The 21,297-nt window shown below is 53.5% G+C and carries 20 protein-coding genes; 10 read left to right on the plus strand and 10 right to left on the minus strand.

The window, feature by feature from the left end; all coding sequences use genetic code 11:
* Positions 1-18: 18 nt before the first annotated feature.
* The 6 genes from topA to R6U41_RS01505 form a co-directional block, all read right to left on the minus strand.
* Positions 19-2,292 carry a type I DNA topoisomerase gene (topA, locus tag R6U41_RS01480; protein ID WP_410268057.1) on the minus strand — a complete coding sequence of 758 codons (2,274 nt, stop codon included), beginning with the start codon at positions 2,290-2,292 and terminating at the stop codon, positions 19-21.
* Entirely contained in the window at positions 2,289-3,428 is a 1,140-nt protein-coding gene (gene dprA / locus R6U41_RS01485; protein WP_410268058.1) for a DNA-processing protein DprA, read from the minus strand. Before dprA ends, topA begins: the two co-directional genes overlap by 4 nt.
* Before the next feature lie 37 nt (positions 3,429-3,465).
* Complete coding sequence (gene secF, locus R6U41_RS01490; RefSeq protein WP_410268059.1) at positions 3,466-4,533, minus strand: protein translocase subunit SecF; 1,068 nt, start codon at positions 4,531-4,533, stop codon at positions 3,466-3,468.
* 10 nt (positions 4,534-4,543) lie between these two features.
* Positions 4,544-6,112: a protein translocase subunit SecD gene (gene secD, locus R6U41_RS01495; RefSeq protein WP_410268060.1), complete on the minus strand. Its 1,569-nt coding sequence runs from the start codon at positions 6,110-6,112 to the stop codon at positions 4,544-4,546.
* A gap of 52 nt (positions 6,113-6,164) precedes the next feature.
* Positions 6,165-6,488, minus strand: a complete 324-nt coding sequence (yajC, locus tag R6U41_RS01500) for a preprotein translocase subunit YajC (protein ID WP_410268061.1) — start codon at positions 6,486-6,488, stop codon at positions 6,165-6,167.
* A gap of 70 nt (positions 6,489-6,558) precedes the next feature.
* Complete coding sequence (locus R6U41_RS01505) at positions 6,559-8,019, minus strand: ribonuclease E/G (RefSeq protein WP_410268062.1); 1,461 nt, start codon at positions 8,017-8,019, stop codon at positions 6,559-6,561.
* Positions 8,020-8,304: 285 nt separating this feature from the next.
* Between R6U41_RS01505 and leuS the strand changes: the two genes are divergently transcribed.
* A complete protein-coding gene (gene leuS, locus R6U41_RS01510) occupies positions 8,305-10,911 on the plus strand; it encodes a leucine--tRNA ligase (protein ID WP_410268063.1) in 2,607 nt (868 codons plus the stop codon).
* Between the two features lie 64 nt (positions 10,912-10,975).
* Complete coding sequence (gene lptE / locus R6U41_RS01515) at positions 10,976-11,452, plus strand: LPS assembly lipoprotein LptE (protein ID WP_410268064.1); 477 nt, start codon at positions 10,976-10,978, stop codon at positions 11,450-11,452.
* Between the two features lie 18 nt (positions 11,453-11,470).
* Here lptE and rpsT read toward each other — a convergent pair whose 3' ends face one another.
* From rpsT to R6U41_RS01535, 4 genes are all read right to left on the minus strand, one after another.
* Complete coding sequence (rpsT, locus tag R6U41_RS01520) at positions 11,471-11,728, minus strand: 30S ribosomal protein S20 (protein WP_410268065.1); 258 nt, start codon at positions 11,726-11,728, stop codon at positions 11,471-11,473.
* A gap of 170 nt (positions 11,729-11,898) precedes the next feature.
* Positions 11,899-12,804, minus strand: a complete 906-nt coding sequence (locus R6U41_RS01525) for a HAMP domain-containing protein (protein ID WP_410268066.1) — start codon at positions 12,802-12,804, stop codon at positions 11,899-11,901.
* Positions 12,805-12,974: 170 nt separating this feature from the next.
* On the minus strand, positions 12,975-13,574 hold the full coding sequence (locus R6U41_RS01530; protein WP_410268067.1) for a hypothetical protein: 600 nt from the start codon (positions 13,572-13,574) through the stop codon (positions 12,975-12,977).
* A gap of 103 nt (positions 13,575-13,677) precedes the next feature.
* Positions 13,678-14,130: a hypothetical protein gene (locus R6U41_RS01535; protein WP_410268068.1), complete on the minus strand. Its 453-nt coding sequence runs from the start codon at positions 14,128-14,130 to the stop codon at positions 13,678-13,680.
* Between the two features lie 1,010 nt (positions 14,131-15,140).
* Between R6U41_RS01535 and murJ the strand changes: the two genes are divergently transcribed.
* The 8 genes from murJ (at position 15,141) to miaA (ending at position 21,282) form a co-directional block, all read left to right on the plus strand.
* Positions 15,141-16,691: a murein biosynthesis integral membrane protein MurJ gene (gene murJ, locus R6U41_RS01540; RefSeq protein WP_410268069.1), complete on the plus strand. Its 1,551-nt coding sequence runs from the start codon at positions 15,141-15,143 to the stop codon at positions 16,689-16,691.
* Positions 16,688-17,020, plus strand: coding sequence for an FtsB family cell division protein (locus R6U41_RS01545; protein WP_410268070.1), 333 nt, complete (start codon positions 16,688-16,690; stop codon positions 17,018-17,020). The genes murJ and R6U41_RS01545 overlap by 4 nt, the downstream gene beginning before the upstream one ends.
* Positions 17,017-17,283 (plus strand): hypothetical protein, encoded by a 267-nt coding sequence (locus R6U41_RS01550; RefSeq protein WP_410268071.1) that lies wholly within the window; start codon positions 17,017-17,019, stop codon positions 17,281-17,283. Before R6U41_RS01545 ends, R6U41_RS01550 begins: the two co-directional genes overlap by 4 nt.
* A 150-nt stretch (positions 17,284-17,433) precedes the next feature.
* Positions 17,434-18,363 carry a zinc metalloprotease HtpX gene (gene htpX / locus R6U41_RS01555; protein WP_410268072.1) on the plus strand — a complete coding sequence of 310 codons (930 nt, stop codon included), beginning with the start codon at positions 17,434-17,436 and terminating at the stop codon, positions 18,361-18,363.
* Between the two features lie 8 nt (positions 18,364-18,371).
* Complete coding sequence (locus tag R6U41_RS01560) at positions 18,372-18,827, plus strand: PaaI family thioesterase (RefSeq protein WP_410268073.1); 456 nt, start codon at positions 18,372-18,374, stop codon at positions 18,825-18,827.
* A gap of 82 nt (positions 18,828-18,909) precedes the next feature.
* Entirely contained in the window at positions 18,910-19,560 is a 651-nt protein-coding gene (locus tag R6U41_RS01565; protein ID WP_410268074.1) for a LuxR C-terminal-related transcriptional regulator, read from the plus strand.
* Positions 19,561-19,640: 80 nt separating this feature from the next.
* Positions 19,641-20,318 (plus strand): response regulator, encoded by a 678-nt coding sequence (locus R6U41_RS01570; RefSeq protein WP_410268075.1) that lies wholly within the window; start codon positions 19,641-19,643, stop codon positions 20,316-20,318.
* Entirely contained in the window at positions 20,296-21,282 is a 987-nt protein-coding gene (gene miaA, locus R6U41_RS01575) for a tRNA (adenosine(37)-N6)-dimethylallyltransferase MiaA (RefSeq protein ID WP_410268076.1), read from the plus strand. The genes R6U41_RS01570 and miaA overlap by 23 nt, the downstream gene beginning before the upstream one ends.
* Positions 21,283-21,297 lie beyond the last annotated feature (15 nt).

Raw genomic sequence — 21,297 nt, forward strand, 5'->3', positions numbered from 1 at the left:
TCCCGCCCTGACGCTCCCCTACCCCTTTTCCTTGTAACCGCAGCCTTTTTGCGCGCACTTGATGACCAGGCCTTCCTTTTTGGTCTCCTTTTCAACAAGATAAGGCGCACCGCATTCCGGGCACTGGCGATCCACCGGCTTGTCCCACAGTGCAAAGGTACAGTCCGGATACCGGCTGCAGCCGTAAAATATTTTGCCCCTCCGGGATTTGCGCTCCATGATCTCACCGGTACAGCCCTCCTCCGGACATGCCACGCCGGTGGAGGTTGCCGGGCCGCCGGAGTGGAGCGACCGGGTATGCTTGCATTCCGGATAGCCGCTGCAGGCAAGAAACTCCCCGTACCGGCCCTGCTTGACCACCATGGGCCGGCTGCACTTTTCACAAACCTCGCCGTCGCTTTCGATTTCCGCAGGCTCTACCGCCTCGATGGCGCCTTTTTCCGTGCGCGTGTAATTGCGCGACCAGGTGCAGTCCGGATATCCCTCGCAGGCCAGAAACGGGCCGTTTTTGCCCACCTTGATGCGCGCTTCCTTGCCGCATTCCGGGCACTTAAACCCCGTGGGCAGCCCCAGGCCCTTAACGCTGAGCATGTTTTCGGCAGCCGAAAGCAACCGCTGCTCAAACAGCTCGTAGAACTGCCGCAAAAGCTCCCGGGCTTCCTGCTCGTCGGATTCCACCTTGTCCAGGTCGTTTTCCAGCTTGGCCGTGAAGTCCACGTTCAGGATATCCGGAAAGTTTTCCACCAGCAGGTCCGTGATGATAAAGCCCAGTTCGGTGGGATGAAAATAGCCCTTTAGCAGCTCCACGTATCCCTTTTCCCGAATGGTGCTTAAAATTGCGGCATAAGTGCTGGGCCGGCCGATGCCGTTTTCCTCAAGCTCCTTGACCAGGGTGGCCTCGGAAAACCGGGGCGGCGGTGCGGTAAAATGCTGTTTGGGCTCAAGCTTCTGCAGGGCCAGGATTTCTTTTTCCGCCATCTCGGGCAGCTGGCCTTTTTCCTTGTTGCTTTGGGCGGCCTCGGTATCATCTGCGGACTGGTAAAGGGCCAGAAAACCGGGAAACTTCACTGTGGAGCCCGAAGCGGTGAACTGGTAGCCGGCTGCGGCAATGGCAATGCTTTTCTGATCAATCAAGGCTTCGGCCATCTGGGAGGCCACAAACCGCTGCCAGATCAACTGGTACAGGGCCAGCTGATCCTTGGACAAAAACTTTGAGATCTTTTCCGGAGTATTGAGCACGGATGTGGGCCGGATGGCCTCATGGGCATCCTGGGTGCGGTTCTTGTTGGCAAAAAAACGCGGCTTGGACAGGGCATAACCCTTGCCGTGACGCTGTAAAATCAAATCCCTTGCCTCGCCTGCGGCTTCCGCCGATATCCGGGTGGAATCGGTTCTCATATAAGTGATCAGGCCGACTGTCTCGCCGCCCAGGTCCACGCCCTCATAGAGCTGCTGGGCCACTGTCATGGCTTTTTTGGCCGAGAAGCGCAGCTTTCGGATGGCCTCCTGCTGGAGCTTGCTGGTGGTAAACGGCGGATACGGCCGGCGGCGGACGGTCTTTTTGGTGATCTTGTCCACCACGAAATCTGCATCTGCCAGTGCATCCCGGAACTGCATGGCAGTGGTTTCATCCGGGATGGAAATCTTTTTGCCCTTGTGTTTGGCCAGTTTGGCTTCAAACTCCGGAGGACTGCCGGCTTTCAGGCGGGCGGTGATCGACCAGTATTCCTCGGGCTCAAAGGCCTGGATGGCACGCTCCCGCTCGCATATCATGCGAACGGCCACGGACTGGACCCGGCCTGCGCTTAAGCCGTATTTGACCTTTTTCCACAAAATCGGCGAAATCTGATATCCCACCAGCCGATCCAGAATCCGGCGGGTCTGCTGGGCCTTGTAGCGGTTCTCATTTAAGGCCTCGGGCCTGGAAAGCGCCTGTTTTACCGCGTTTTGGGTCAGCTCGTGGAACAATACCCGGTGAAACTGCCGCCCCTTTTTCTTGAGCACTTCGGCTGCGTGCCAGGCAATGGCCTCACCCTCCCGGTCCGGGTCAGGGGCCAGATAGATGTCGGTGGCATCTCCGGCCGCGGTTTTCAGGGCCTTGATCACCTTCTGTTTGCCGGGTATGGTTACGTATTTGGGGTTAAAGCCCTGCTCCACGTCAATGCCCAGTTCCTTGGCAGGCAGGTCCTTGATGTGGCCCACAGTGGAGGCCACGTTATACTGATCACCAAGATATTTCTTTATGGTTTTGACCTTGGTCGGGGATTCAACAATCACCAGCGGTTTGCTCACGTTTCAACTCCACGGATACAATAATATTTTCCGGGCATCTGTGTTACCATGCCCTTTAATTCAAGGTTTAACAGCACAGAGAGCAATGCGCCGGCATCCATGGACAGCTCCCTGGCCAGTTCATCAATATGGGCCGGATACGGATCGAGCGCATGGTATACCCGGGCTTGCTCGGCTGTCAAGTCCGGGGCCTGGATTTGGTTCTCCGGATGGCGGAAGTTCGCACCCTCGCTGTTTTTGACCGACAGCAGCAGCGGGGCGATTTCCTCGATCACGTCCTGGGCCCGCTCCACGAGCTTAGCTCCCTGTTTGAGCAGGTTATGTGCCCCGGAACTCTTATAGGAATTGATATTTCCCGGTACTGCAAACACTTCCCTGTTCTGCTCTGCAGCCAGCCTCGCAGTAATCAGCGATCCGCTCTTTTTGGCCGCCTCCACCACCACCGTGCCCAGGCACATGCCGGAAATGATCCGGTTGCGGGCCGGGAAGTTGTAACTGTTTGGCGGATCGTCCACAGGCCGTTCAGATACAATAGTGCCTTGCCTGGAAATGTCAAAATAGAGTTTCCGGTTTTCCGGCGGGTAAATAACGGAAAGGCCGCTTCCGAGCACTGCAACGGTGCTTCCCCCGGCACCCAGGGCGCCCTGATGGGCGGCCGTATCAATGCCCCGGGCCATCCCGCTGACAATAGTCAGCCCCATGTCCGCCAGATCAGCGCTCAGCCGGCGGGCCATGGAAAAACCATAGCGGGTTGGATTGCGCGTGCCCACAACGGCAATAGCGGGTTCCGGATCCAGGGGGCGGCCGAATGCGTATAAATAGGGCGGCGGATCGCTGATCCGGGCAAGACGCCAGGGATACCGAGCGTGATCGGCTGCAATAATTTCGTATCCGCGCTTTTGGCAGCGGGCAATCTCCTGCTGCGCCTGCTGCCGGTTGCCGCCCTGCAGCACCGCCCGGGCACTTTTTGCGCCCATTCCCTCTACCTGCAGCAGCCGGGATTCGTCTGCGCAAAAAACGTTTTCCGGGGATCCAAAGTGCTCAACCAGACGTTTACAGGTCAGTGGTCCGACGCCCGGCGCCTGCCGCAACGCGATCCATGCACAAACACGATCCTGATTGCCCCCGCCTTCCATACGTATCCAGATATCTTTTCCGACGCTGCCCGGGCGGCTAAGCCGCCTCCGATGACGCCGTCCTTTGGGCCGATGCAGCGCCGCCCTGCATAAACAGCAGCATCGGGCTGGCCACAAAAACAGAAGAATACGTGCCGATCAACACCCCGATGATCATGGCCAGGGCAAAGTCGTGGATAATGTCTCCGCCCAGAAAAAACAGGCAGAGCAAAACCATCAGGGTGGTGGAGGAAGTCAGGATGGTCCGGCTCAGGGTCTCATTGATGCTGCGGTTGATGTTGTCCTCCAGGCTGCTACGGTTGTAGCGCCGGAAATTTTCACGGATCCGGTCAAACACAATGATGGTGTCATTGAGCGAATATCCGATAATCGTCAACAGGGCGGCCACGATGGGCAGGGAAAACTCCTTGCCCAGCAGGGTAAAAACCCCCACAGTGATGGTCACGTCGTGAATCAGGGCCACGGTGGCACCCATGGCAAAGCGCAGGTGAAGCTGGTAAAACAAAACCAGGCTGACAATCAGGGCCACAAGGATCAGAAACGGAATGCTGACGTTAAAAAGGGAAAACACATACACCGCCCCGATAAGGGCCCCGGCCGTGGCTGCGCTGAGCATCCACTTCATCTCAAAGCGGCCGGAAATGTAAATGGTAATAAACAACAGCGCATAAAAAAGGGCAAACAGGGCCTTTTCCCGCAGGGTTTCACCCACCTGGGGGCCCACCATTTCCACCCGGCGGATTTCAGGATTCGCATTGGTGGATGCGGAAAGAGCACTGCTTATATGTTCCGAAAAATCGTCCCCAGTAGACAAAGGATCATTGGTCCGGATCAAAAATTCATTATGTTCGGCAGGACCAAAGCGCTGCACGGCAGAGCCGCCAAGATCAATTTGCTCCAACCCGGTTTTGACATCAGCGACCTCCACGCTCTGGTCAAACTGCACCTGAACAATGGTGCCGCCCACAAAATCAATGCCAAAATTGGGCCCGGCATTGATCACCAGGGTGAGCAGACTTGCAACCAGCAGCAGCGCCGATACACCGTATCCCAGGTATCGCCGGCCGATAAAATCGAAATTGATCCCGGGTTTAATGATTTCCATACAAAGATCCTTATATGCTGAGAGTTTTCATGTGCCGAACGCTGTAGAAATAGTCAAATATCAGCCGGCAGGCAAACAGGGCCGTAAACAGGCTGGCCAGCACACCCAGGCTCAGGGTCACGGCAAAGCCCCTGACCGGTCCGGTACCGAACTGATAGAGCACCAGGGCTGCAATCAGGGTGGTGACATTGGCATCCAGCACGGCCACCGCCGCCCGGTCAAAACCGGCTGCCACAGCTGATGCCGGGGTTTTGCCCAGCCGCTGTTCCTCCCGGATGCGCTCGAAAATAATCACGTTGGCATCCACGGCCATGCCGATGGTCAGGATAATGCCGGCAATTCCCGGCAGGGTCAATGTGGCGCCAAAGGCCGCAAGCCCGGCTGCAATGAGCAGGATATTGACCACCAGGGCCGTGTTGGCGATCAGGCCGGCCAACTGGTAATAAACCGCCATGAAAAGCAGCACCAGAACACCGCCAACAGCCATTGAAATCAGGCCCATGCGGATGGAATCATGGCCCAAAGACGGGCCCACGGTGCGCTCCTCGATGATTTCCACGGGTGCGGGAAGGGCACCGGCGCGCAGGACAATGGCCAGATCATGGGCTTCCTGCATGGAGAAATTGCCTGTGATCCGGGCGGTTCCGCCGCCGATTTTCTCCTGGATCACCGGGGCGGAATACACATTGTTGTCCAGGACAATGGCCAGCTGCTTTTTGACATTTTCAGCCGTGATCCGCTCAAAAATCCGCGCCCCCCTGCGGTCAAAATCAATTGTCACGTAAGGCTCGTTATACTGGGAATCAATCTTTACCCGGGCATCCTCCAGGTATGCCCCGGTCAGCAGGGTGTCTTTTTTCACCAGGTAGGGCCGGCGGCCTTCCTGGGCCGTATCGCCGCTCTGGTAAAGAATTTCACTGCCCGGCGGCACCTGCCCCTCCAGGGCCCGCTGCAGGGAGTTGTCCTCGTCAAGGAGCTTGAATTCCAGTTGGGCTGTCCTGCCGATCAGCTCCTTTGCCCTGTCCGTATCCGTGACCCCGGGCAGCTGGATTAAAATCCGGCGTTCACCCTGCACCCGGATATCGGGTTCGCTGACGCCGAACTGATCGATGCGGTTGCGTATGGTCTCAAGGGCCTGCTCAACGGCTTGGTCCCGGATCTCCCTGGCCCGCTCACCGATGATGGCGATTTCCACGTTCACATCGTTTTGGGTGCGGGAAGTGGAACGAACAGCGACCTCTTCGAATTCATTTTCAATGAGTTCCTCGACTTTTTCCACATCATCGGCATCCATGAGCCCGATGACAAGCCCGTTGTCCCCGGAAGCCTCCATACGGCTGTGCCGGATGCGCTCCTCGCGCAACAGGGAGCGCAACTCTCCCTGAATCCGGTCCAGGGTGCCGTCCACGGCCTTCTGGGTTTCCACTTCCAGGGCCAGGTGCATGCCGCCCTGCAGGTCCAGTCCCAGGTTAATCTGCTTGTCGGGCCAGACACCGGGCTTAAATGTGGGCACCACATACACCACTGCAGCCAGAAGAACGCCGAGCACCACCAACACGCGCCACGTATAGCCTTTCAATACCAATACCCTTTCGTTTCTGCGTCCATCCCTTTTATTTTTCTGTCCCGGATTATTCGGACTGGGCGGACTGGCTCAAAGCAGCAATACTGCCCCGGGTCACCTTGACGCGAACCTTTTCGGAAATTTCAACGGTTGCCGTTGACTCGTCCAGGGAAGTGATGGTGCCGTGGATGCCGCCGCTGGTAATGACCCGGTCTCCCTTTTTCAGGTTGTTGATCATTTCCTGGTGGGCCTTGGCCTTTTTCTGCTGGGGCCGGATAAGCAGGAAATAAAAAATCACAAACATCAGGATGATAGGCAAAAATGCAGCCAACCCACCTCCCTGGGCAGCACCCTCGCCTGTCTGGCCCATGGCATAAGCTAGTTCAATCAACGTTAAACCTCCTTTTTCAAATGTTTTCTATCTATGGTATGGCTTTTTTTCAATCAATGATGGACTGGATTTATTCGCACTCAATCCTGCTATCGCCGGGCAGCATGTTGTTGTCGGTCTCAATGGAGACGGTGATTTTCCGGCGCATCTCCAGATCCAGGATTTCCCGCTTTTTTCGGTTGAGCAGATAAGTGGCCACCTCTGAAGGCAGATATCCCTTGACCGTGGTAACCCCGCTTTTAATTGTTTCCAGGCGCAGGCGCCGTAAAAATCCCAGTGCCAGGGATTCCACCGACTGTATCACGCCCTTGCCCTGGCAATACCGGCAGGTTTCAAAATTCAGCGACCGGATCGACGGGCGGATACGCTGGCGCGACATTTCCAGAAGGCCGAATGCCGATATCCGGCCCACCTTGGTGCGCGCCTTGTCCGGCTTGAGTTCGTTTTTCAGAGTCTGCTCCACCCGGGCTTTGTGCTTGCGGTCCCGCATATCAATAAAATCGATGACAATCAAGCCCCCGAAGTCCCGCAGGCGCAACTGACGGGCCACCTCCTCGGCGGCCTCCAGGTTGGTCTGCAGGGCCGTGGCCTCAATTGAGGCCTTCTGGGTGGCCTTGCCGGAGTTGACATCAATGGAAACCAGGGCCTCGGTCTGTTCAATCACAATGGAGCCGCCGGATTTGAGCTTGACCCGGTTATCGAAAATCGAAGCGATCTGCTCTTCGAGCTGGTGCTTTGTAAATATGGGCTTGTCAGCCGAATAACGCTTGACGATTTTCTTGTGCTGGGGCGAGACAATCTGGATAAACTCCCGAACCTGCTGATAAACCGTGTCATCATCAATGAGGATTTCCTTGACATCGGTGGTAAACGAATCCCGGATGGCCCGGACGGCAACGGTCTGCTCCTTGTAGAGAAGCATCGGGGCCTTTTCCTCAACGGCCTTTTGCTGAATGTTTTTCCACAGCCGCATGAGATAGCGCACATCCTTGGAAATAATGGTCTTGTTGCTGCCCTGGCCGGCCGTGCGCACAATAAGGCCGTAATCCTCCGGCAAATCCAGGTTCTGGGTGATTTCCTTTAACCGCTTGCGCTCCTTCTCATCGGTAATCTTGCGCGAGACCCCGCGGTTTTTTGTGCCGGGCATCAGCACGGTGTTTCGGCCCGGAAGGGATATATAGGTGGTGAGCATGGCCCCTTTTTCCATGATGGGATCATTGGTCACCTGAACGATGAGTTCCTGGCCACGCTTGACGACGTTTTTCAGGGACTGATTGCCGGAGGGATCGTCGTGGAAATAATCCGGATGAATTTCCTGCTTTTGCAGAAAACCGTTTTTTTCCGCCCCGTAATCCACAAAGACCGCCTGCAGGCTCGGCTCCACCCTTGAGACCACCGCCTTGTAAATATTTCCCTGGGTAATTTCCCGGGCGCTGGTTTCAATGTGAAACTCTTCCAGCCGATTGTCCGTAACCGTGGCGATGCGGCATTCCTCCGGGTCCACGGCATTGATGAGAATCTTGCTTGTCATATGCGGCTTTTTCCAGAATACTTCTTTGATTTTTTGCATCCAATGCGTCTGCATCAGGCCGATGGTGATGTGAGGTGCATGTGAATGTTTTTAAATTGTTCCAGATTTCCGGTTTTTCGTCGGCAACTTGTCCACAATGGCCGATTCAGGAGATAAATAGGAAATTGGCGCAGACAAGTCAAACGATTTCTGGCATTTTGATGCCTCAGGCTTGATATTTCATTTATCCTGTGGCATGAAAGTGGGAATTATCAACAATCACAAAAAAAAGGGCAGCAAGCGAAAATGGATCAACGATACGACCCGCAAACCATTGAACCCAAATGGCAGCAGGTCTGGGAAAAGACCCGGGCCTTTTGCGCGGATGCCGACGCCTCCCGGGAAAAATATTATCTGCTGGAAATGTTTCCCTATCCCTCGGGACGCATTCATATCGGACACGTTCGCAACTATACCATCGGCGACGTGGTGGCGCGGTACAAGCGGATGTGCGGCTATAATGTACTGCATCCCATGGGATGGGATGCATTCGGGATGCCCGCGGAAAACGCGGCCATTGCCAATAAAACCCACCCGGCCCAATGGACCTGGGACAATATCGCAGCCATGCGAAAACAATTAAAACGCCTGGGCTTAAGCTACGACTGGGAAAGGGAACTGGCCACCTGCGATCCGAAATATTACAAATGGGAGCAGTGGCTGTTTATCCGTATGTATGAAAAAGGCATGGTGTACCGCAAAGAATCGCTTGTCAACTGGTGCGAGACCTGCAGCACCGTGCTGGCCAATGAACAGGTGGAAAACGGCGAGTGCTGGCGATGCGGACGGCCCGTCAAACAGAAGAAACTCTGGGGATGGTTTTTCAAGATCACCGACTATGCCGATGATCTGCTGGAGTACTGCGAAAAACTGCCCGGGTGGCCGGAAAAAGTGCTGACCATGCAGAAAAACTGGATCGGCAAAAGCACGGGCGCGGAAATCCGCTTTCCTGTCAGCGGCACAGATGAGGTCATAGACGTTTTTACCACCCGGCCCGATACCATCTACGGGGCCACCTACATGGTGCTGGCCCCGGAACACCCGCTGGTCCGAACCCTTTCCCGTGGCACCGGGCAGCAGGAGGCAGTGGACGCGTTTGTCGACCGTATGGCGGCGGAAAGCCGCACCGACCGGATGCTGGAAACAAAGGAAAAAGAAGGCGTGTTTCTGGGCGCATGGTGCACCAACCCGGTCACCGGCACGCAAATCCCGGTTTATACTGCCAATTTCGCCCTGATGGAATACGGCACCGGCGCGGTCATGTCCGTGCCCGCCCATGACCAGCGGGATTACGAATTTGCCAAAAAATATGGCATTGACATCATCGTTGTGATCAAACCGGAGGACCTCTCCGTTGAAGAAACCGCAGCAACGCAGGCCTATACCGGCGACGGGGTCATGGTCAATTCCGGCCCCTTTGACGGCATGCACAACCGTAAAGCCTATGAAGACCTGATTGCCTATTTTGAAAAACATGGCCTGGGCAAGCGCAGCATCACCTACCGCATCCGGGACTGGGGCATTTCCCGTCAGCGATACTGGGGGGCGCCGGTGCCCATGATCCATTGTAACACATGCGGCATCGTGCCGGTAAAAGACGCGGATCTTCCGGTAGTGCTGCCGGAAAACGTTGATCTGCTCGACGGCGGGGGCTCACCGCTTGCCTCTCATGAGGCCTTTGTCAACGTCACCTGTCCGAAATGCGGGGCCGCGGCCAGGCGGGAAACCGATACCATGGATACATTTGTGGAATCATCGTGGTATTTTGAGCGCTACTGCAGCCCGCACTGCGATACGGCCATGTTTGACAAAAAGGAAGTTGCGTACTGGATGCCCGTGGACCAGTACATCGGCGGCGTGGAGCATGCGGTCATGCACCTGCTTTACTCCCGGTATTTTACCCGGGTATTAAAGGACATGGGCCTGGTGGATTTCAAGGAACCCTTCACGCGGCTGCTCACCCAGGGAATGGTGTGCAAGGAAACCCAGCACTGCCCGGAACATGGTTTTTTATATCCCGAGGAAGCCGGGGCGCACGGCGAATCGGTTTTCTGCAAAAAATGCGGCCAACCCGTGGAAGTGGGGCGGGTGGAAAAAATGTCAAAGTCCAAGAAAAACATCATTGACCCCAATGAACTGGTGGCCCGCTACGGTGCCGACACGGTCCGGTTGTTCTGTCTGTTTGCCGCCCCGCCGGAGCGGGATCTGGAATGGAGTGAACAAGGGGTTGAAGGCGGTTTCCGTTTTTTAAACCGCATCTGGCGGCTGGCTTCCGCATGGATGGTCCGATTCAGACAAACCCGGGCTTTCACCAATGCACCCGATGACCTGAATGAAAAGATCCGGCCCCTTTACATCAAAACCCATCAGACCATCAAAAAGGTCACAGACGACATCGAAGCCCGGTTCCATTTTAACACGGCCATCAGTGCAGTCATGGAACTGGTCAATGCCATGTATCAGGCTGAAACCCGGGACATCTCTCCGGAAACCGCAGATGATACAGCTACATCCGTAATGCGCGGAGCCATGGAAACCGCCCTGCTGCTGCTTGCACCGGTGGTTCCCCATTTTACCGAGGAACTCTGGGCTGCCATTGGACATGAACCCGGCAGCCTGGCAAATCAATCCTGGCCCGCCTGGCGGACAGATGCGCTATCCGCAGACACCCGCCTGATCGTTGTGCAGGTAAACGGCAAGCTCAGGGGCAAATTTGAAATCGATGCGGAGGCAGATGACGAGGCCTTAAAGGCCCGGGCCCTGGAGGATGAAAACGTGGTGCGCTTTATCGCCGACAAGCCGGTGAAAAAGGTGATCACGGTCAAACACAAGCTGGTGAATATCGTTGTATAATACCCAAAAGCAACCCCACAAACGCAAATGGCGGCTGTTTTCTGTATTCACGGTTTTCGCCGCCATGGCGATGCTTACGGCCGGCTGCGGGTACCGACTGGCCGGCGGCGGCAGCCTCCCCGGAGATGTCCGGAGGATCGCAGTGGAAACATTTACCAATCGCACCGGTGAAATCGGCATCGAAGCTGTGATCACCAATGACATCCTCTACGAGATCACGCGCACGGACAAGGCCAAAATAAGCGACAAAAACCGGGCAGACGCGGTGCTTACCGGGGTGATCCGCTCTGCGCGCAGCAGCAGCATCTCCCACAGTGCAGCTCATGAAACTTCAGAAGAGCGGGTGACTGTGGTGGTGGATGTCAGGCTTGTCAGCACAAGCGGTGAGACCCTGTGGTCTGCAAGCGGCATCTCAACCTCGGAGGAATACGCGGTGGCCGGCGACAACATGGGCACTGAGCAAAACAAAAAATCCGCTGTGGCCAAGCTCTCCGGCCGGCTGGCACAGCGGATTTATTATCGGATGACCGATGATTTTTAAAAAGGGGCGTTAAAACCCTTATACAGAGCGGTTTGCCCGCCGGTTTAACCTGGAAATTCTGCGGGCGGCGGTTTTTTTGTGAATCACGCCTTTGCGGGCCGCCTTGTCAATGACAGACTGGGCTTTTTGAAGCTCTGCGCTGACATCTCCCTGACCCTTTGCCGCTGTGAGCACGTTTTTGACCGAGGTCTTGACTTGGGTTTTGACCATTCGATTGCGCATGCGGCGCATGGTGTTCTGCTTGATTCGCTTCAGCGCGGATTTGTGATTTGCCAATGCTCCAATCTCCTTGTATCTTTTTTATACGTTGGCTTTTGTTCTTTGGTTGCGATTTGTTTGAAAATAAAATAGCGTAATTTGTTTTTATACCCCCCCAAAAAACTTGTGTCAAGTCAAAACAGGAAGGCAACACCAACCCCCGGCAAAAAACCGGTTCTGCTCTGATCTTATTTTCCCTTTTTCCGTTTCAGCGCTATTAATATACTCAACCTCAGGCGGTTCAGGGCATCCTGGAGCCCCCCGATTTCATCTTTTCGGGTGACCGGGATTTCACTCTCCAATTCGTTTCCTTTGGCTATGTTTCTGGCCACAACCGTCATTTTTCGCAATGGTGCCATGGCTTTGGTAACATAAAGAAATGTAAACAATAAGGATACAACAAGAATAAGGATCATGATCAAGCCCATTGTTTTCACCAGCTGCTTTTGCGCGGCACTGATTGAACTGAGTTCAACCCCGACACGAAACCCGCCCCAATGCTTTCCCTTGACAGTGATGGGGGACGAAACATCCCATGCGACTTCCCCGGTGTCACGATGATATATCTGCTGAAATCCCTCTTCTTTATTTTCAGCAGCCTTAATTCCAACCGGGTCGTTGAATATCCTCTTGGTTCGGTTCCGGACCCGATCCTTTTCCGGATCACCGGTGATGGGCTGCTGATAACTGGAATTGTGGGTTGGAACATATCCATTGCGATCCGCTGCAACCGCGTAAATCAGATTGTCATCCTTAAGGAACTTGTCCTGTATGGAAAGAATGGCCCGGTCCAGGTATGAATCATAGGAAGTATGATATTTAGGCGGATCAAAATTGCCTAATATTTCGTAATCCGAGTCAAATGCCTTGTTAACGGAAAAAACGCCATTATCGATTGCTTCCTCTATGATTGTGCCGATTGTTTCCGCACCCAGAACAGACTGAATTTTGGCACGGTATAAAAGCTCATCCTCAAGCCTGCTGGTTTGCTGGCTTACCAAAAAATAGGTGCCCGCCGAAAACACAATGATAATAATCGCACTGATGATCAAAGAAATTTTTACACTCATTTTTCCGGTAATAAATGAAAGCATGATTTGATCCCCTGTTTTTGGTTACAACATCTGGCTCCACCAGTATGAAAAAATATCACAAAAGAATAACCTGTTTGTTTTCTAAAGATGATGGCACCGTAAAAAGTCTGATTTCAGATGGTGCCATCAAAGATAAATCCATAACCCGTGGGTATTGACGGGCATTGCCGCTATTTCTCATAGCCCACACGAATCGCACCCCAGTGTTTGCCCCGGATATAAATCGGGACAGACAAATCTGCAGTCGTGTTACCCGTATCCCGTTTGTATTCCTGAAGCAAATACGAATCGGTATTGCGTGCTGCGGCCAGTCCTGTGCGGTCGTTGAAAATACGCTTTGTCCGATTATGTTTCAGGTTGTAATCCGGATCATCTGTCAGTGCCTTGGAATATTTCGAGTTATGGGTAGGCACATAACCATTACGATCCGCAGCCACAACATACAAAAACCAGGACTGCTGTCCGAGATACTTATCCAGAATAATACGCAAGACCTTATCCGTATGACGATCGTATTGAGTATGATATTTTGGCGGATCCGTGTCCGGAATAGGAATATAAAAAGTATCAAACAAACCAGCGAATGATACCACATTTGATTCCACGAGCTTTTCCATCTCCTGGATAACTTCATCCCGGCAACTCAGGGCGGCTTGTTTAGCGATCCGGTCTCTTCCTGTCAGGTTATCGTCCTGGGCCAGGGCCGGGATGAAGCCTGAAAAAAATATGAATATCGCGATGCCTGAAAACAAAAAAATGTTTTTCCGCAATGTTCTTCTCCTTATGTAACGCTGTGGCGCGTTGATTGACAATTTTTCTCAAAAGCAATGAAAATGAATTGTGCTTTGCTTGGTGAATAAAGCTTCCAGGCAGTTAAAACCCCTTCATTTTGTTATTCATCTTATTTTTGAAAGCACTTGTTTCCTTATTGCCCGGAATCATTTCAGCCACGCGCTCAATAAAATCCCACGCACCTGTTGTTGGAATTCCATTTAAGGAAAAACCCATCTCACTTGCGGCATCTTCAATCAGCGTCTCTCCGAGAGGCCCCAGCAAATCGACCAAATCTGATTTGACATCGTTAATAAAAGCCGGATTCAAATAAGATATATTCGGCTCCACTTTTTCAACCAGGCGAAGATTATAAAGTCTCGAAAACGTCTGCTTGAAATCCGCAGGGGTCATCTCCGCGTCAGTCATTACCTGGCGTAATGTTTTTCGCTCATCCAATGCCGCAAGAAGCCTGAGCATGTCTCTGTCAAGAGTAATCTCATTGCTTGTATCCGCTCTGGTTCTCCTAAAATGAAAATCAAGCAAATTGGCCATTGCCTCCCCCCCTTCTGATGACGGAAAAATTATTTTCCACATGGCTGTTTACCGCAGCCACCACCCGCCAATGACACGCTGCACAAAACAATGCCTTTGCCGGCAATGAATAAAATTCTTCACCACCGACGTATCCGGGATTTTCTGCCCGAAAGGCATTTATTCACGCTCGGCAGATGGTTAAAACTTCCCAGGATCCACCTTTCATAAAGGCGAAAAAGCAAAAAAGGCTTTGATATTTCTAAGGTTACAAAAAAATAACACTGTCATGGCACATGAAATCGAACTTGAGAAATGCAAGCGGGTAAAATTCATCACAGGCAAAAAATTGCGTTTTTGATGACAACAAGTGAAGAGAGAAAAATTGAGACAGCCCGGGATATTACTCAAAATGACAAGAACTTTTTCTAAAGAAAGCCAGTCTATTCCACCCCAATTCATGTCGGAAATTATACTATTATTGCGGCTTGTTATAAATATAGTCCACCTGGACTCCGGATGCAGCAACAAGGAAACGGCTGAATTTCCGATGCCAATAATTCGGCTCTGCAAAGTTAATTTTCTGAATTCTTTTCAATAAGATGGATATTTAGTGCCCGAACGAAAACCAGGATTTTTCGTCAAGGTCAAGGACGGCGAAAATTTTAACCGCAGGAATACTCGACGTATTTTGAGGATTAAAATTTGAGCCGGACGCAGAGATTGGCGGAAAAGACGGTTTTCGTTCAGGCACTATTTATATGAATGTAAAAAACATGTCAAGAAAAATAAAACCAAATATCAGATCTTCATACAGCTATCATTATGCTCACATATTTTTATTTAAATAAACAGTGTTTTTTTATTTGCTGAATTTTTTAATATTACTCAAAAAAGGCATATTTTGCAGCAGTTAACGCTGAAACCGATAAAAAAGCCTGCCTTTCAGGCAACTACGAAAGCCCGCATAATCAAAGCATTGGCTTTTATCATTTGATCTTGCCGTACGGGTATTGTAAAAGTCCTGCATTATGGATGAAAAACAAAAAGTAACCCGGGCTGCCGGCGTAATCGGCCTGGCCACCCTGCTGAGCCGGATTCTGGGCTTTATCCGGGATATGATCATTGCCTGGTTTTTCGGGGCCGGCAGGCTTTCAGACGCCTTTTTCGTGGCCTTCCGGATTCCCAACCTGCTACGGCGCCTGTTCGCCGAAGGCACCCTGAGCATGGCCTTTGTGCCGGTCTTTACCCGATACCTGACCGGCTCCGGCCGTGCCGAAGCATTTGCGCTTGCCAGATCGGCCATGCGCCTGCTGGCGGCGATCCTTGTGGTTGTAACCATTGCGGGTATCCTCGCGGCTCCCTGGATCGTCAAGGGGGTGGCTCCAGGTTTTTCCGGCGACAAATTCGAGCTGACAGTCACCCTCACCCGGATCATGTTTCCTTACATTGTCTGCATCTGCCTTGTGGCCTTGTGCATGGGAATTTTAAACGCGCTTGGCCATTTTGCGGCCCCGGCCCTGGCACCCGTTTTTTTAAATCTTTCCATGATCGGCGCAGTACTGTTTATCGCGCCCCTCATGCAGGAACCTGTCATGGGACTCGCCATCGGCGTGTTAATCGGCGGTGGCCTCCAACTGGCACTCCAACTCCCGTTTCTGCTGCAAAAAGGAATCCGGGTCTGGCAAAAAGCCCCGCTTCTCCATCCGGGTCTGGCCCAGGTCGCCAGGCTTATGGGACCGGCTGTTTTCGGCGCCGCGGTTTACCAGGTCAACATTCTCGTCGGCACCCTGCTGGCCTCCCTGCTGGCCGAAGGCAGTGTCTCCTACCTGTACTATGCCGACAGGGTGGTGCAGTTTCCCCTGGGCATATTCGCCATTTCCATGTCTGTCGCCCTGCTGCCGAGTCTTTCGCGCCAAGCGGCAGCAGAAGACTTCACCGCCCTGGCCGACACCTTTGCCTATGCCATGAACATGGTTTTTTTTATTACCATTCCGGCCATGGTGGGCCTGATTGTTCTGCGCGAACCCATTGTCGGGCTGCTTTTTCACCGGGGGGCATTTGAGATTGAAAGTCTGCAGGCCACGGGCTTTGCCCTGTTTCATTACAGCGTCGGACTGTGGGCTTTTTCCGCAGTGCGCATCGTTGTCTCCACCTTTTACGCCCTCCAGGACACCAAAACGCCGGTCAAGATGGCCACCTATTCCATCATAGCCAATATCGGCCTGGGCGTGATCCTCATGGGTCCCCTGTCCCATGGCGGACTGGCGCTGGCCACATCCCTTGCCTCCATGATTAATTTTATCCTGCTCACCGGCGTGCTCCATTGCCGCCTGGGGGGGCTGCACTGGAAAAAGATCATTGTTTCCACCGGCAAAACTGTGATAATTGCCAGTGTAATGGGTGTTGGCCTACTGGGGTGGATGGCTTTTCTGCCCCTGGATGCCGCAGGTCCCGCGCGGGTGCTGATTGTGGAGCTGGCAGCGGCAATTTTTGCCGGTATACTGGTCTACGGCGCCTGCGCATGGCTGCTGCACCGCAGCGCCCTATATGCTCTGATCTCCATGGTGAAACGCAGTTGAAATCCGCATCCGAGAACTCCGGTCTTGTGCGTTGGGGGCTCTGGGCTGCCGCCCTTTTGCTCGGCATTTACCTGCTGGCCATTATCTTTGGCGACCATGGCCTGACAGGCATGAAAGCCATGCGCGAGGAGCTAAAGCAAATCCGGCAGGAAAACGCCCGGCTTGAAAAGGAAAACATAGACCTGTACCGCAGCATCAACAGGCTGAAAAACGATCCGGCATATATCGAGCAGGTGGCGCGGGAGGAACTCAACATGGTCCGGCCGGATGAAATCGTGTTCCGCTTTGACGACGCTGCCGATAAAAACCAACAAAAACAGAATCAATGAAAAATCACCCCTTATATGCAAGCCGGACCCTGGCTCGTTTATACGCGGCACAGGGGTACACCCGGCAGGCCGAAATCATCTGCGCCCGCCTCCGGGAAACCGCAAGGCCCGGGGAAACCCAAATGGCGGACCCAATGGCGGATTCCGGAAGCCCTGCGGCCGATGAAACCACTGTCTCTGAACTTGCCGGCCGCATGGCCCGATGGCTTGACCTGGTGGCCAGATACCGGTTTTACAAAAAAGACCGCTATCCGAAAATTTAAATCCTTCCTGATTTTATCCTTGATTTGCGCAAAACCGGTTTTATATTTGTGGTAATCAGCTACTGAAAATGGACAAATCCGCAACAAACAGTAGACTAAGAGATCTCTGGTTGATCCGGAGAATTCATATATGAAAAGGAGAACAACCCCATGATCGGCAATCATTTCCGCACCGTATTGCTGCTGACGGTTTTAACGGTGATTATCATGCTTATCGGGCAAATGCTCGGGGGCACCGGCGGCATGTTCATCGCCCTGATATTTGCCGGTGGTATGAATTTTTTTTCCTACTGGCATTCAGATAAAATCGTATTAAAAATGTACAAAGCCCGTGAAGCCGATTCCCAAAGCGCGCCCCAGCTTTACGGCATTGTCGAACAACTGACCCAAAAGGCCGGGCTGCCCATGCCACGGGTGTACATTATTCCTCAGCAGGCGCCAAACGCCTTTGCAACTGGCAGAAATCCGGATCATGCCGTGGTCGCTGTCACTGAGGGACTTCTGCGCTACATGAACAACCGGGAAATTGCGGGCGTGATTGCCCATGAGCTGGGGCATGTGAAAAACCGCGACATCCTCATCGGATCCATTGCCGCCACCATGGCCGGAGCCATCATGATGATCGCCAATTTCGCAAGATTTGCGGCCATATTCGGGGGGCTTTCCAGAGACGAGGGGGAAGGCGGCGGCATTTTCGGCCTGATTGCCATGTCGATTATCGCCCCGGTAGCCGCCATGCTGGTGCAGATGGCCATATCCCGTTCCCGGGAATATATGGCTGACGCCACGTCCGCAGATATCACCCGGGACCCGGACGGGCTTGCCTCGGCTCTGGAAAAACTTGGTGCATACAGCAAAAAAATCCCCATGCAGGCCGAACCCGCCACAGCGCACATGTTTATCGCCAATCCACTTGGCGGACGGCGGGGACTGACCCATTTATTTTCCACGCATCCCCCCATTGAACAACGCATTGCCCGGCTGCGGGGCCAAAATCCGGGGCCAGTGAATCATTCCCAACCCCGGCCCCCGGGCGCCGAGGCCCGGGCAAAACAATTCTGGGACCGTTTAAGCGGATGACCAATGCATTGAAAAACAACCAGACCAGTTCTGACCCACCCCCCCTTGATCCCGAAATCCGGGATGCCATTTACAGGGCCGTGGCCAGTGAGCCGCTGGCCTGTGCGCTGAACATGAAGCTGCTGGAACTGGAAAGGGGTTGTTCATGCGTGGAAATGCGCTATGACCCGAAAACCATGGCCAATATTTACAACCGCGCACACGGGGGCGCTATTTTTTCCCTGATTGACGAAGCCTTTGAAACCGCCAGCCAGACAGGAGGCACAATTGCCGTTGCCTTAAACGTCAATGTCACTTACGTGCAGAGCCCGGCCGAACCCATGCGCCTTTTTGCCCGGGCCAGTGAAACCAGCCGGACCCGGAAAACCGCCAGTTACGATATCCGGGTGACCGATGAAAACCAGCAGCTGATTGCCACCTGCCAGGCCCTGGCCTATTGCACCGGCAAACCGCTGCCGTTTTGAACTATTGCAGAAAGGTTTGGAAGCCGCTGCGGAAAAACCCGCAGGCAAACACCTGGAAATATCAACCACGAGGGAAAATGCCATGAAAATGAAACTGATGCTTATAGACAATCAGTTGGTGGTGCGCCAGGGCCTCAAGGCGTTGCTGGCAAAAGAGCCGGACATGGAAGTGGTGGCCGAAGCCGCAGACACCGCAGAAAGCCTGGATTTGATCAAAAAGCACCGGCCCGACGTGGTTGTTGCTGAAACCGCAACAACCCGCTCCGGTGGCACGGATACAGTTCGCATGATTCAGGCAGCCGGGGTGGACTGCCAGATCCTGATCCTGACGGGCCAGAGCAGCAAGAGCCTGGTACGTGAGGCCCTTCAGGCAGGCGCCCGGGCCTATGTGCTGAAAACAGCGTCTTATTCGGAAGTTCTGACCGCCATCCGATCCGTGCAGCAGCAGTCCTACTACCTGAGCCCTGAAATCAGCGCTGAAATCATCCATACTTTTGTTAAAAAAAAGCAGAAAAATATGCAGGCAGAGCCATATGACCAGCTTTCCAAGCGAGAACGCCAAGTCTTCAAGCTCATTGCCGAGGGCAAAACCACAGACGAAATCGCAGATATGCTCACCATCAGCCCCAAGACCGTGGCCAAGCACCGGATGAACATCATGGAAAAACTCCAGCTCAAAAACACGGCCACACTGGTTCGGTATGCGGCCAGAATCGGTATTCTCGACCTTTGATCCGTCAAAAACACAAAATCATCCGTTTCCCCCGGAAATACCCGCCCGGGGGGTTGGCAAACAGCAGAAAGAGAGAAATCATGGCCAAAATCAAACTCATGCTTGCAGATCATCAGCCGATAGTACGGGAAGGCATCAAAGCCCTGCTCGAAAAGGAATCCGACATCAAGGTCTCGGCCGAGGCCGGCGAGGGAGCCCTTTGTTTCAAACGTCTCAGGGAGACCAAACCCGACGTGCTGCTCATGGATATTTCCATGCCAGGGATTGACGGCATTAACAGTATCCTGGAACTCAAAAAAATATCTGAAAAAACCGGCATTGTCATTCTGACCATGTATCAGAAGCGTTCCTATGTCCGGGAAGCACTCCATGCAGGGGTTATGGGATATTTGCTGAAAACCAGTCCATATGAGGAAGTGCTTGGGGCCATCCGCGCGGCCGCAGAGCAGAAATATTATCTGAGCACGGAAATCAATGCAGACATCATTGACAATTATCTGAAAAGGGAAACCACCGAACCCTTTGCGAGCAAATATGATCTGCTCACAAAACGCGAACACATGATCCTGCGCTTTATGGCTGAAGGCTACACAACCAATGACATTGCAATGATGCTGTCTGTAAGCCCCAAAACCGTTGCCAAGCACCGCACCAATCTCATGGAAAAACTCGAGATGAAAAACATGGCCACGCTGGTTCGCTATGCCATCAAGATCGGTGTAGTGGACGTGGATAGTGATTACGGTGCCGGATCATGAAAAAAACGGCAACTCCGGCGCCATGAATGGTTCATCCATATCCAAACCCCGGGTTGTTGTGGTCTGCGGCCCCACGGGCATCGGAAAAACCCGGCTGTCGCTGGCCCTGGCAAACCGTTTTAACGGCGGCATTGTCAGCGCCGATTCCATGCAGATATACCGCCACATGGACATTGGCACGGCAAAACCCGATGCAGCGCAACAGGCCGCCGCCCCCCATTATTTGATTGATGTGGCCGACCCGGACGAACCCTATGATGCGGCCCGGTACGCCAGACAAGCGCAAGAAGCGGTTGCAAGCCTGGAACAACAGGACCGGCTGCCGCTGATCATTGGCGGAACGGGATTGTATATCAAGGCGCTGCTCTACGGGTTGTTTGATGCAGCCCCGTCTTCGCCCGGGCTCAGGGAAAAGCTGCGCAATGAGGCCGCCCAAAAAGGAACTCGTATCCTCCATAAACGGCTGGCGGCCTGTGACGCGAAAGCCGCCGGACGGATTCACCCCAATGACGCCTACCGCATCATTCGGGCCCTTGAAGTCCACGCTCTCACCGGGCGGCCCATCTCCGAATACCAGCATGACCACGGATTTGCCAATGCCCGTTACTGCTTTTTAAAAATCGGTCTGCACATGGACCGGCAGGCGCTGTATGCGCAGATCAACCAGCGTGTGGAACAGATGGTGGCAGACGGCCTGCTCCGGGAAGTCCGGGATCTGCAGGAAATGGGCTATGACCCTGAACTCAAATCCATGCAGTCACTGGGATATCGCCACATGACAGCCTATCTGCAGGGACGTTTGGGCTGGAACGAGGCCCTGGACCAAATGAAAAAAGACACGCGCCGTTATGCCAAGCGCCAGCTGGTTTGGTTCAGAAAGGACCCGAATCTGTTCTGGATGGGGCCTGACAGCGTGGAAGAGGCCTGCGGACGGGTCTGGGAATTTTTGAGAGGGCAGGAATGATGGCGCCGTAAAAAG

The organism is Desulfosalsimonas sp. (genome assembly GCF_046483245.1).
In the GTDB taxonomy this organism is placed as follows: Bacteria; Desulfobacterota; Desulfobacteria; order Desulfobacterales; family Desulfosalsimonadaceae; genus Desulfosalsimonas.

Coding starts and splice junctions, on each gene's coding strand:
- dprA (WP_410268058.1), bottom strand. CDS start 3,428: ATGGAAGGCGGGGGCAATCAGGATCGTGTTTGTGCATGGATCGCGTTG.
- secF (WP_410268059.1), bottom strand. CDS start 4,533: ATGGAAATCATTAAACCCGGGATCAATTTCGATTTTATCGGCCGGCGA.
- R6U41_RS01505 (WP_410268062.1), bottom strand. CDS start 8,019: ATGACAAGCAAGATTCTCATCAATGCCGTGGACCCGGAGGAATGCCGC.
- leuS (WP_410268063.1), top strand. CDS start 8,305: ATGGATCAACGATACGACCCGCAAACCATTGAACCCAAATGGCAGCAG.
- lptE (WP_410268064.1), top strand. CDS start 10,976: ATGGCGATGCTTACGGCCGGCTGCGGGTACCGACTGGCCGGCGGCGGC.
- R6U41_RS01525 (WP_410268066.1), bottom strand. CDS start 12,804: ATGCTTTCATTTATTACCGGAAAAATGAGTGTAAAAATTTCTTTGATC.
- R6U41_RS01535 (WP_410268068.1), bottom strand. CDS start 14,130: ATGGCCAATTTGCTTGATTTTCATTTTAGGAGAACCAGAGCGGATACA.
- murJ (WP_410268069.1), top strand. CDS start 15,141: ATGGATGAAAAACAAAAAGTAACCCGGGCTGCCGGCGTAATCGGCCTG.
- R6U41_RS01550 (WP_410268071.1), top strand. CDS start 17,017: ATGAAAAATCACCCCTTATATGCAAGCCGGACCCTGGCTCGTTTATAC.
- htpX (WP_410268072.1), top strand. CDS start 17,434: ATGATCGGCAATCATTTCCGCACCGTATTGCTGCTGACGGTTTTAACG.
- R6U41_RS01565 (WP_410268074.1), top strand. CDS start 18,910: ATGAAAATGAAACTGATGCTTATAGACAATCAGTTGGTGGTGCGCCAG.
- R6U41_RS01570 (WP_410268075.1), top strand. CDS start 19,641: ATGGCCAAAATCAAACTCATGCTTGCAGATCATCAGCCGATAGTACGG.